General features: G+C 61.0%; 12 protein-coding genes and 3 pseudogenes. 7 read left to right on the top strand and 8 right to left on the bottom strand.

The window, feature by feature from the left end; genetic code table 11:
- Positions 1–157 precede the first annotated feature (157 nt).
- The 7 genes and pseudogenes from IVB36_RS26885 to IVB36_RS26855 form a co-directional block, all read right to left on the bottom strand.
- Positions 158–454 (bottom strand): HypC/HybG/HupF family hydrogenase formation chaperone, encoded by a 297-nt coding sequence (locus tag IVB36_RS26885; RefSeq protein WP_247282138.1) that lies wholly within the window; start codon positions 452–454, stop codon positions 158–160.
- Between the two features lie 25 nt (positions 455–479).
- A complete protein-coding gene (locus IVB36_RS26880; RefSeq protein ID WP_247393646.1) occupies positions 480–1,064 on the bottom strand; it encodes a HyaD/HybD family hydrogenase maturation endopeptidase in 585 nt (194 codons plus the stop codon).
- Between the two features lie 18 nt (positions 1,065–1,082).
- Positions 1,083–1,826 (bottom strand): Ni/Fe-hydrogenase, b-type cytochrome subunit, encoded by a 744-nt coding sequence (cybH, locus tag IVB36_RS26875; protein ID WP_247393644.1) that lies wholly within the window; start codon positions 1,824–1,826, stop codon positions 1,083–1,085.
- 16 nt (positions 1,827–1,842) lie between these two features.
- Positions 1,843–3,634 (bottom strand): annotated as a pseudogene (locus IVB36_RS26870) (nickel-dependent hydrogenase large subunit).
- A gap of 31 nt (positions 3,635–3,665) precedes the next feature.
- On the bottom strand, positions 3,666–4,757 hold the full coding sequence (locus tag IVB36_RS26865) for a hydrogenase small subunit (protein WP_247393642.1): 1,092 nt from the start codon (positions 4,755–4,757) through the stop codon (positions 3,666–3,668).
- Between the two features lie 219 nt (positions 4,758–4,976).
- Positions 4,977–5,120 (bottom strand): hypothetical protein, encoded by a 144-nt coding sequence (locus tag IVB36_RS26860; RefSeq protein ID WP_157643096.1) that lies wholly within the window; start codon positions 5,118–5,120, stop codon positions 4,977–4,979.
- Positions 5,110–5,487 (bottom strand): annotated as a pseudogene (locus tag IVB36_RS26855) (nickel-dependent hydrogenase large subunit); the annotation flags it as partial. The gene IVB36_RS26860 and the pseudogene IVB36_RS26855, both read right to left, overlap by 11 nt.
- Positions 5,488–6,332: 845 nt before the next feature.
- Here IVB36_RS26855 and IVB36_RS40200 point away from each other — a divergent pair.
- The 5 genes and pseudogenes from IVB36_RS40200 to IVB36_RS26835 all read left to right on the top strand — a co-directional run bounded on the left by IVB36_RS40200 (position 6,333) and on the right by IVB36_RS26835 (position 8,622).
- Entirely contained in the window at positions 6,333–6,458 is a 126-nt protein-coding gene (locus IVB36_RS40200; RefSeq protein WP_018459068.1) for a hypothetical protein, read from the top strand.
- Between the two features lie 117 nt (positions 6,459–6,575).
- Complete coding sequence (locus IVB36_RS26850; protein ID WP_157643095.1) at positions 6,576–7,076, top strand: hypothetical protein; 501 nt, start codon at positions 6,576–6,578, stop codon at positions 7,074–7,076.
- Positions 7,077–7,599: 523 nt separating this feature from the next.
- Positions 7,600–8,022, top strand: a pseudogene (locus tag IVB36_RS26845) (pyridoxal-phosphate dependent enzyme); the annotation flags it as partial.
- Positions 8,023–8,102: 80 nt separating this feature from the next.
- Positions 8,103–8,471 carry a pyridoxal-phosphate dependent enzyme gene (locus IVB36_RS40590; protein ID WP_247393639.1) on the top strand — a complete coding sequence of 123 codons (369 nt, stop codon included), beginning with the start codon at positions 8,103–8,105 and terminating at the stop codon, positions 8,469–8,471.
- Positions 8,389–8,622, top strand: coding sequence for a hypothetical protein (locus IVB36_RS26835; RefSeq protein WP_247393636.1), 234 nt, complete (start codon positions 8,389–8,391; stop codon positions 8,620–8,622). The genes IVB36_RS40590 and IVB36_RS26835 overlap by 83 nt, the downstream gene beginning before the upstream one ends.
- A gap of 73 nt (positions 8,623–8,695) precedes the next feature.
- Here the strand turns inward: IVB36_RS26835 and IVB36_RS26830 are convergent, their stop codons facing one another.
- Entirely contained in the window at positions 8,696–9,220 is a 525-nt protein-coding gene (locus IVB36_RS26830) for a hypothetical protein (protein ID WP_247393634.1), read from the bottom strand.
- Positions 9,221–10,300: 1,080 nt separating this feature from the next.
- Between IVB36_RS26830 and IVB36_RS26825 the strand changes: the two genes are divergently transcribed.
- On the top strand, positions 10,301–10,615 hold the full coding sequence (locus IVB36_RS26825) for a co-chaperone GroES (protein WP_018459066.1): 315 nt from the start codon (positions 10,301–10,303) through the stop codon (positions 10,613–10,615).
- 84 nt (positions 10,616–10,699) lie between these two features.
- Positions 10,700–11,353 (top strand): TCP-1/cpn60 chaperonin family protein (locus tag IVB36_RS26820; RefSeq protein WP_276576961.1); only part of this gene is annotated, 654 nt, incomplete at its 3' end.

Genomic DNA, 11,353 nt, shown 5'->3' with positions numbered 1-11,353 from the left:
TAATTTATCTAATTGATTTGAATCATATATTTCCACGACAGGAGATGCATCAATCCCAAGACGGAAAGCTAATTTCCATATCGGATGAAAATGAACTTAGCAGATAGACATTTATCTTCCAGCGAAGTCGCGGGCTCTCGCGGAGCGGGCTGCCGCTCTAATCAAGCCGGAGATGCTCGGGCAGTTGCGGCTCGCGGTCAATGAGGTCGGCGAAGAAGCGATCGCAATCCTCGCCATTGATCGCTGCGCCGAGACCGTCGATCGCGGCACCGATCAGGAGCGCCTCGGCCTGATGCAGGAGCCGAACGGCGGTGTCGATAGAGACCAGCACCCTCGCACCGGCCGGCGGGTTCGAGAGCAGCAGCATCGAAACGCGCCGCTGCTCGCCTCGGAACTCGCACAGCGCCGATATCCCGTCAGTCTCAACGATCGTCATCGGCAAGCCGAGGCACATGGTGGATCTCCGACGGTGCAGCCGGTCAGGCAGGCCGCCCCCTCATCTCGTATTGCTGATGATCGATGTCGTTGGCGAGCAGCCGCTCCGATTCTGCCAACGGCGCCGTGCGCGGCATCACCTCGACGCGCCATTCGGCCAGGATCTCGCAACCAAGCTCGAGCGCCGGCGCGATCTGATCGCGCACCGGCTCAGTCAGCGGCCCACCCCAATCCTCGACGTCGAGCGGCTGGCAGCCGATCAATGCGAGATGTCGCGGACAACGGCCAAGCAGGTCGGCCGCACTGATGACCTCCTGGAAGCCGGTCTGGTGCAAGCTGATCTTCTTGGCGCCGGTGAAACGCGGCACCTCGTCGTCACGAACGAGCTTCAACTGCCCGGGCTCCAGCCCATAGTCGATCGCGTCGAACACGATCAAACGATGCGCATCCTCCAGGTAGTTCACGAGGTAGAGCCCCTGCGTGCCGCCGTCGAGAATGGTGACATTGTCGGGCACGGCGTAGCGGCGATTGAATTCCTCCACCGCGCGCACGCCAAAGCCTTCGTCGGCCCACAGGATGTTGCCGATGCCGAGCACCAGGATGCGGTTTGCTTGCGAAGATGTCGGCATCGGTATCATTCCAGTTTCTCAGTCGCGGAATTGCCGCTCGCCGGAGATCATCGAGGAGATGATGCTCTGGCGCGACATGATGTCCTCGCGGACCGCGGCGTAGATGTGCACCATCACGAACACGACCAGCGCCCACATGCCGAGATGATGCCAGGTGTGAACGTCCTGGCTGTTCGGCCAGATGGCGAACACCCGGCCGAACAGCTTGTGCTGCCAACTGTCGGTGCCCGCACCTTCCGAATAGAGCGCAAAACCGGTAACGATCATGAACGCCACGGACAACGTGAAGCCCGTGAACATCGCGGTCCGCGCCAGCGGGTTGTGGCCGACATACATCTTCGGCTCGCGCTCCAGGAACGCATACCAGCGGATTTCATGCAGCACTTCCTTCCAGAAGTGCTTGCGATGCACCGGCAGATAGAAAATCTGCCGGGAATGGTGATTTCCGACGAAGCCCCACAGAATGCGGGCAAGGAAGAACACCGCCAGCACCTGCCCCGCCGCGAAATGGGCAAAGCGGATATAGCCCATCACGAAGTTCGCCGAGGCCTCGCCCTCGACCGAGGGCAATGGCGTTCCGATCAGATAACCAGTCACCATCAGCACGATGATCGTGAACGCGTTCACCCAGTGGCAGATCCGCACTGGCACTTCGTAGACATAGACGGCGGGACGGCCGACCGCATGTTCGCCGGCCGCCTCGGCCGCTATCGCGGAGAGGTCCGGCTCGGCTTCCGCCGGACGTGCAGCTACATCGATCATGGCGTTTCCCCCTGCTTCACCTGATCTTGACGCTGGCCATTTCCTGGCCGTCCGGACTCATGACATGCGTGGAGCAGGCCAGGCACGGATCGAAGGAATGGATCGTCCGCAGGATCTCTAAAGGCTGCTCGGGATTGACCATCGGGGTGTTCATCAGCGAGGCCTCGAATGCACCGATGTTCCCTTGCGGATCGCGCGGTGAGCCGTTCCAGGTGGTCGGCACCACGCACTGGTAGTTGTCGATCTTGGCTTCCTTGATCCTTATCCAGTGCCCCAGCGCGCCGCGCGGCGCTTCGGTGAAGCCAAAACCCTTGGCCTCCTTCGGCCAGCTCTCCGGCTTCCACTTGTCGACGTTCGCGGTCGAGCTGTCGCCGGCCTTGATGTTGGCGACGAGCTTGTCCTGGAAGTAGCGCATTTGTCGTCCGGCCCAGACCGACTCCAGCGCGCGCGCCGCCGTGCGACCGAGCGTCGAGAATAGCGCCGATAGCGGAAGATCCATATCCTTCAGGAACTTGTCGACAGGATCCTTGAACTCGGCCTTGTTCTGCGCATAGCCCACCACCCAACGCGCCAGCGGGCCGACCTCCATGGCGTGACCCCGCCAGCGCGGCGCCTTGATCCATGAATATTTTCCGCCCTCGTCGAGCTGCTCGATCGCGGTCTTGGTGCCTTTCGCCTTGGGTCCCAGCACGTAGTTCGGCTCGGTCAGGCCGTCCCAGGGATGCAGTCCCTTGGTTTCGTCGGGATATTTGTCCCAGGAGTGAACCACGAACTCCTGGATCTCATCGGGGTTGGCATGATCGACGGGAAGCACCTCCGAAAGATTGCCGTTTATGATGGCGCCCCGCGGCAGCTTCAGGCTTTTGGAGGAGTAGTCGTTGGCGTGTTCCGGCACGTCGCCATAAGAGAGTACGCTCTTGCCGGCAAGACCGCCGCCGTAGAGCCAGTCCTTGTAGAACGAACCGATCGCCGCCACGTCGGCCAGGTAGACCTGCTCGTTGAACTCGATCAGGCGATCGATGATGGACGAGATCAGGTTCAGGCGCTCAATGTTGATGGCACCGACCGCGCCCGTGCCGTCGACGTTGATCGGACAGGGCGCGCCGCCCACGAGCCAGTTCGGATGCGGATTCTTGCCGCCGAAGATGGTTTGGATCTTGACGATCTCCTTCTGGAAATCGAGCGCCTCCAGATAGTGCGCGACCGCCATCCGGATTGGCCTCAGGCGGCAGCTTGTACGCCTTGCTGCCCCAATAGCCGTTCTTGAAGGGCCCCAACTGCCCCGACTCGAAGAACTTCTTGAGACGGGTTTGCAGGTCCTTGAAGTAACCCGGCGACGACAGCGGCCAGCTCGAGATCGACTGCGCGAGCATCGAGGTTGCCCGCGGGTCGGCCGAAAGCGCGGAGACCAAATCGACCCAATCCAGCGCGTGCAGGTGATAGAAGTGAACGACGTGGTCGTGCACCTGCAAGGCAAGCTGCATCAGATTGCGGATCGAATTGGCGTTCTCCGGAATGGTGATCCCGAGCGCGTTCTCGACCGCGCGCACCGAGGTCAGCGCGTGCGTGCCGGTGCAGACGCCGCAGATCCGTTCCGTGAACGCCCAGGCGTCGCGGGGATCGCGGTTCTTCAGGATCACCTCGATCCCGCGCCACATCGTGCCGGTGGAGACTGCGTTTCGGATGACGTTGTCGGCGTCGACATTGACCTCGATCCGCATGTGACCTTCGATACGGGTCACCGGATCGACGACGATGCGCTTGCCGGAATTGTCGAGATTGAAGCCGTTGGGAGTCTGGATACCCATGATTTTCTTACCCTTGGATCTCTTTGGCGGCTTAGCTGGTGCGGTGCGCGTCTTTGCGCTTGCCGGCGAGCCGCTTCACCGCGGTCACCGCTGCATGCGCGGCGACTGCCGCACCGACGGCTCCGGCCGCCACCATGCCGATCTGGTCGGCGTTCTTCTCGATGCCGAACTGCTTGATGTTGGTGAGACGGTCGTAGAACGAACCCTTGTCCCAGAATCCGTCTTCCGAGCAGCCGATGCAGCCATGGCCCGACTGAATCGGGAAGGAGAGGCCGCCATTCCAGCGCACAGTCGAGCAGGCGTTGTAGGTCGTCGGGCCCTTGCAGCCCATCTTGTAGAGACAATAGCCCTTGCGCGCCGCCTCGTCGTCCCACTCCTCGACGAACTGGCCGGCGTCGAAATGCGACCGCCGGTAGCACTTGTCGTGGATGCGCTGCGAGTGAAACATCTTCGGCCGGCCCTGACGGTCGAGCTCGGGCAATTTGCCGAAAGTGGTGATGAAGGTGACAGTGCCAGTCATCACTTCGGCGATCGGAGGGCATCCCGGCACCTTGATAATCGGCTTGTTGGGGATGACCTTGTCGATGGGCGTCGCCTGCGTTGGATTGGGCTTGGCCGCCTGCACGCAGCCCCACGAGGCGCAAGCGCCCCAGGCGATGATCGCCATCGCATCCTCCGCCATCATCTTCAGCTTCTCGACGAACGGCTTGCCGCCGTCGATGCAGAACATGCCGCCTTCGTTCAGCGGCGGATTGCCTTCCACCGCGAGAATATATTGCCCTTTGTGCTTGGCGCGGGTCTCTTCGAGGATCGCCTCCGCCTGGTGGCCTGCGGCCGCCATGATGGTGTCGTCATAGTCGAGCGAGATCATCGAGAGCACGGCATCCTTCACCAGCGGGTGCGCGGAACGAATGAAGCTCTCGGAACAGCAGGTGCATTCGAGGCCGTGCATCCAGATCACCGGCACGCGCGGCTTGGTCTCGAGCGCGTTCGCGATGCGGCTCGTCGCCAGCGGCCCGAGTCCGAGACTCGTCGCGGTCAGGCTACAAAATTTGTGAAAGCTCCGACGGGTGATACCTTGTCGCCTGATCACGCTGTAAAACGTTTCCGTCGCCGCGCCCATGAGTCCTCTCGCCTCGGCTTTGACTTCTCTATAACGCCAAGGACAGCAAGAAGCAGGCCAAGCACTGGAAGAGGTAAGGAAAGTAGAGTAGAGTGATACCAAATTGTCGCAGATTTGAATTGCTCGAATTGCGGTGCGCGCGCGTGCCGCGACCGAGAAAAGCGGAAACAATTCGATTTCAGGCGACAACGAAGTTTCCGCCCCCGCGCGAGAGACCACTCAATGCGCGGCGCACACGATCCAGGGATCGAACGAGCGCACGACGTGCTGGATGGCACCCGAGCGTGCGCCGGCGTCGCCGAGATCGGTGCCGATCAGCGCCTTCCAGCGGGCCGCCGTCATCGGCCGGCTAGAAGGCCACACTATGCAGCCACTTTCCGGCGAAGGTACCCATGGGTTCGAGCGGCCGCGCCCGCCCCGGCAAGACATCGCGTGCCGCAGTGCCGCGCGTCGCTGCGAAACGGTCCCGTGTCTCGTAGTGCATGCGCGGCACAGACCTCGCGAGCGAAGTCCGGCATGAAGAAGATGTAGAAGTGCATGAGATGATCGGCGGCATTCTTCGCCGCATGCGCGGGATTGGTGACGAGTATCCCGTTCGGCGCGACCTCGGCCGCCATCGCATCGCGAAGAGCGGCAGCCGCGGCGACCGACTGCGAGACCGAGCAGATGCCGCAGATCCGCGGCGCCAGCGCGAGCGCCTCGGGGGCGGACGCCCCTCGATGACCTGCTCATCTGGCGCGTATGCGCGATGTTGGAAAGACAACCAATCTTACGGATGTGAAAGGTGGTAGTCGCACGGGGAGCCCGCAACGCGCAAATTGATAAATTTGAACTTGAAGGTCGGGCTTTCTGGCGTCAACCGTAGCACGGTTGGCGATACGCCTTTCGCTGACGTGATGGAGATTCGTTCAGGATGTCATGGTGTCCGAGTGACCCAATAGCGGCCACCCACGCGACGCTAAACGTATCGCATATAAATTAAGACAGAACTTCCTTCCGCTCTGTAAACCGCCACTGCCTCGGCTCGGGAATGTCGTTTTCGCGACACACGTGCATTGAAACACGGCCGCGTCGGAATCGAACACAACACACATTTGCCGAATACCGGAGTGCACATGCAGGGAGGACCAGACTTTGATGACGGAAACGATCGCCTCGATCACGCAGGCGAAGGAGCCCAAGTACTGTTCGCTCGAAACGTCGGCTGGTTCTGCGACGTGATATCCGCGAACAGAGCAGCACCGCAGAATGGCGCCCGCGTCGGGCTGCGTCGTGAGGGCCATCGCCGCAATTCTTCAGTCGAGCTTCGCTGGGATCGCTCCAACCGCGGGCGTATTGTCATCAGCACTAAAGCTGTGATGCCGTGCGACATCCGCCAAGGACTGGCCTTGCATCTCACGTCTCGTCAGGTCGTAGAAACTTACGAGAGACGGCGCTTCACCGCGGATGCCAGACCCACGGTGCGCCTAAATGCCAGGACTGGAGGTAGTGAACTGCAACCAAAGCAAGAGCGAAGACAAAGTGGCGGGCTGGAAAGCCCTCGTTCTCGGCTCCAGACGATGATCCATATTGTGATTGGAACAGATCGAAAGCGCGCAGGCGCTGAGATTTATCAACCGGGAGAATTACAAGACCTTGCAGACGTTTGACGGAGCGGCATTCGAGCGGGAGCGGGACGCGCTGGCCTCGATTTATGATTGATCAGACAATATACCTTATATTAGCCGCCCGGCGGCTATCTCTACAATCTCTGGAAGTGCGCCAACAGTCCGCGCGGCCTCTGGCGACGAACCACTCTGGAAGAATTCGCGCGCCGCCTTGTGGGACATTCTGCTCGACATCGGCCAGCTCGGCATCAGCGACGGTGAAGACCGGCTTCTGAATGCGACGGCCTCGCTGCCCGGGGCTCATGGACGCAGGAGTGCTGAGCCTGCCGGCGCGCCAGCGATGCTGTCCCCTTCCGTGAGTTCAACATCGACGGGAAAGCGGTCGCTCGCGATAGCTTCGTGTTGCCGGAAGCCGAGCCGCGACGCTGAATGGGTTGATCTCGGTACGGTGGTGCTGTCGAGCTCTTATGGGCGGGATATGGCGACGACACCTGGCTATGCGCACACGGTGCGGCTGTGGCGGCGCGGCACGGGGGCAGATCAAGCTCCGGTGATCTTTGACATTGCAGCCGGTAATGGCAGAGCCCCTTGCAATGTCGACCATACCGTTGCGCAAGCGCGGATGTGGTTCGTCGATCAGGTGCGCGCGTCCGGAGGGCTTTGCTCTGCCGAGCTACACCACCACCGGCGTCGCCATATCGGGGACACGTGATTTGGTCACGCGAGATCCGGATATACCTCGCGCTGTCGCGATTGCTTGTATTGCGGTTGTGGCTCACCAAGCGTCCCACGTTGTTGAGGTTAACGCATTTGCTTCGGGGCATATAGGTCACAGGTTCATGCAGACATTGACGAGCACCTCATGCAGCTGTGAGTGTGATGGATCCAAGGCTGGATTGTGAAGTCCGAGGCAAGGTCCCGATAGGATAGTACAGCAAGATCGCGATACTTACGCAACGAGGGCACGTGCTGCTCGCAAACTTCTTACGGCTCCAAGAGAGTCCTGCCGATAAACCTCTCAGATCATTGCGCAAATGCGCAATTTAAGGCGTAGGCGGACTCGAGCGCGAAAGGGGCCTCCGCGAAAAGCGCGCGATCGAAGTCGTCGAGGGTGGTGCTCGCAAATACAGCTGATTATGATCGACGCAAACAGTTGCAGTGCAACGGTCCAGCAGCAGCCGTCACCTGTAGCGGGCAAGATCAACGCATGAACAGCACCTCCTCTTCACCAGTCAATGCGATCGCAGCCGAGCTTGGCCGCCTCGATCCCGTACGCGCCGACGCCACTCCTGAACCTTCCGGCGCTTGCGGAGCGGCTCGGAGTGGCGCAGGTGCTAGCGAAAGACGAGGGCCGCCGCATGCTCGGCAGTTTCAAGTCGCTTGGTGGCACCTATGCCGGGCTGCGCGCGCTCGCCCGGGCCTCGCGCATGCAGTTGGCCGACCTACTCGCGGCCCGACCTAAGGGGCAGCCCACCCTGGTCTGCGCCAGTGACGGCAATCACGGGCTCGCGGTAGCTGCCGCCGCGCGCTTTGCCGGGGCGCCTGCCCGCGTGTTCCTGCACGAGAGCGTGCCGAAAGCGCGCGCGCGCCGCATCGAGAATCAGGGCGCTGAGATCGTATGGGTGCCGGGCACCTACGACAATGCAGTTGATGCGGCCGCAGCCGCGGCCTGCCAAGGCGCCGGCATTCTTGTCGCCGACACGACCGACGATCCGAACGACCCGTCGTTTGCGACGTCATGGCGGGGTACGGCGTCACGGCGGCGGAAATCCGCGATCAGGTGGATTTCGCCGGCCTTGGGCGTCCGACACACGTCTTTATACAAGCTGGGGTCGGCGGACTCGCCGCTGCCATCGCCGAGGGCCTCTCGGGCTGGCTGGCATCTCCGGGCTGCATCGTGACGGTCGAGCCGGAAACCGCAGCGTGTCTCGCGCCCGCGCTCGCGGCCGGTCGCCCGATTCGGGTGATGGGCGATCTCCGCGCAGATGCTCTCCTGCGGCCAGGCGAGTGCGGCCGCCGTTGCGGTGCTCAGGCGTCACGGCGCTCGCGCCATCACCGTGCCCGAGGCGGAATTGGTGGACGCTGTCCGCGTACTCTCCCCCCATGATGGCCTTGCCACCACGCCGTCCGGTGCAGCGGGCCTGGCGGGTGCCATGGCTGCCCTCGCAGACCCGAGCCATACAAGGGATCTCGGACTCGACCGGTTGAGCCGCATTCTCGTCCTCCTCACCGAACGCGCCTGGGAGGACCGAACGTGAGCACCGCAATCTTCGCTCCTAGTTCGACTTGCATCCTCTCAGTGACGCCATGTCTGGCAGGCTCGACGCTTCATCACTGGATCATCGGCGGTCCGTCTCCGGCTCGAGAACCCAGCGGCGCACCCCCGACGGAAACGGGCCCTTCTGCTTTAGGCGGGCGAGTGGCTCTTGTAGTCGGCTTTGAAGCGGCCTGGGCTACTGGCGCACGAATATCTGCAGGAAGATGCGGAGCAATGTTCTGCAGAGACTCAATTCTTGAGGTCAGGGCTGCGATTTGATCTAACATGCGTTTCAAATTGGCTTGCTGCGCATCGATGTTGCGGTTGAGCGCTGAAATCTCCTCGCTCACCTGCTGTTGCCCCGACCGAATCTCCGAAAGGGCCGCCTTGTCTTCAGGTGACAACGCCGGCATTGGGACGACTTCTCGTGCCACTAGCGCCTCGATCATTCGGTCGATATGGGGCCGGTAAAATGGACCCCCAACGCATAGCCCGATGAAGATGGCGACAAATCCAACAACCCACGGAACGCGTCTTGATGAGGTCTGCAAGACGGGCGGCAACTCCGAACCGTTCGCTTGATCAATCACATCCATCATTCTTTCTCTCGATCTATATTGGCTCTCGTTGCCGCGGTAGTAGATGACGGTCAAGAGCGTCCATGCGAAACTAATTGGTCATGCGCACAAAGATATCGGGAAAGATCATGCCGCTTCAGCGTCCAACACGACTCTGCTCGTGCAACGAATCGATGTTTTCCAGCGCCAACAGGCACTCGGCGCATTAACGCTGCACGGGCAACGAAAACACGCCCGATACGATCGCGTCCATAGCTCTAAGTACACTCGCGATGGCGCGGGCTCCTCCGCACCAGCGGCAATCTGCCGGGAGCGCTGTCGAAAGATAAACAAGCACGCTCGCAGAGGGCGGGCTCAGCTAGCTTCTCAGATCAACTCTGCGCCCGAACCGATGGCTACAGGCAAAGTTAAAGCTAGCCGACTGAGAGATGACGAATCGCGATCTATAAGAACGGGCATTATCTGCGCGAGTCTAACAGCGAGCCACTTAACCAGGATCATGAGCCAGGAGCCACGGCTCCCCTATGCCGGAATTTACCGGTGTATGGGCTGGCATCGTGAGATCGGCATCGTAGCGGGGCCACGTCTTACCGCCACAAGGACATCATACGCACGCGGTGCATTTTTCAAGCGTGACCACCCGGTTCGCAGACTTACTCGGAAATACAAGGAATATCGATTGGCGACTGAGTGGGCCTATCTTTTCGACTTGCAAGCCTAACAGCCTGCATTGAACGCGGCGGCATTTTCGCGGCGAGGTTAGAGCAAGCCCATCAGGTGTCAGCCGTTTCAAAATTGCGATGGAATTGGTGGGGAATTCTTCGGAACGCGTGGACTTCTGGTTTTTGTGGCGGCGAGATTGGGTTGAGACGCAGAGCCGTACGACTCACTCAGAAGAAAGTCGGGTGCTCGCGGCAAGCCGAGAAAGTGATCTGGGGCGGCCCCAACAGAGATCCGCCCGCCCAGCGGATTTTTCCTGCTACAAACACTTGTTCCCCAAAAAATCGGTCCTATTTCAGCTGCGCCTGCATTGGCACTCGCGGGCCACGATTGCTAGCAATCGGGAAATCTTCAACTGAAGTAAATGCTTAGGAGATCTGCATGGAATTCCGTCCGCTTCACGACCGCGTCGTGGTCAAGCGCATTGACGCAGAAGAAAAGACCGCTGGCGGCATCATCATTCCGGACACTGCCAAGGAAAAGCCTTCGCAAGGTGAAGTCATCGCCGTCGGCCCCGGCGGCCGCGACGAAAGCGGCAAGCTGATCCCGATCGACGTCCTGGTCGGCGACCGCGTCCTGTTCGGCAAGTGGTCCGGCACCGAGGTCAAGATCGACCAAGTCGACCTGCTGATCATGAAAGAGAGCGACATCCTGGGCGTTCTCACGGACGCGTCCGCCAAGAAGAAGGCCGCCTAAACCATCGCTCGCACCGCTCATCCTGAGGAGCCCTGCTGGGCGTCGTAAAGGGTGAGACCAAGTAAAACATTCAGGAAGACCCACATGTCAGCCAAAGAAGTCAAGTTCGGCGTAGACGCCCGCGACCGCATGTTGCGCGGCGTCGAAATTCTCAACAACGCGGTAAAGGTCACCCTCGGCCCCAAGGGCCGCAACGTCGTGCTCGACAAGTCGTTCGGCGCTCCGCGCATCACCAAGGACGGCGTCACCGTCGCCAAGGAGATCGAGCTCGAGGACAAGTTCGAGAACATGGGCGCGCAGATGGTGCGCGAAGTCGCCTCCAAGTCCGCCGATGCAGCCGGCGACGGCACCACCACCGCAACCGTGCTCGCGGCTGCGATCGTTCGTGAAGGCGCGAAGTCGGTTGCCGCCGGCATGAACCCGATGGACCTGAAGCGTGGTATCGACCTCGCGGTCGAAGCCGTCGTTGCGGACCTCGTCAAGAACTCCAAGAAGGTAACCTCGAACGACGAGATCGCCCAGGTCGGCACCATCTCGGCCAACGGTGACGCGGAGATCGGCAAGTTCCTCGCCGACGCCATGAAGAAGGTCGGCAACGAGGGTGTCATCACCGTCGAGGAAGCCAAGTCGCTCGAGACTGAGCTCGACGTCGTCGAGGGCATGCAGTTCGACCGCGGCTACATCTCGCCCTACTTCGTCACCAACGCCGACAAGATGCGCGTTGAGATGGACGACGCC

Origin of the sequence: Bradyrhizobium sp. 35 (assembly GCF_023073215.1) — a bacterium.
Classification (GTDB): Bacteria; Pseudomonadota; Alphaproteobacteria; order Rhizobiales; family Xanthobacteraceae; genus Bradyrhizobium; species Bradyrhizobium canariense_D.
The sequence above is the reverse complement of the archived record's forward strand: the minus strand, read 5'-3'. Positions and strand labels throughout refer to the sequence as shown.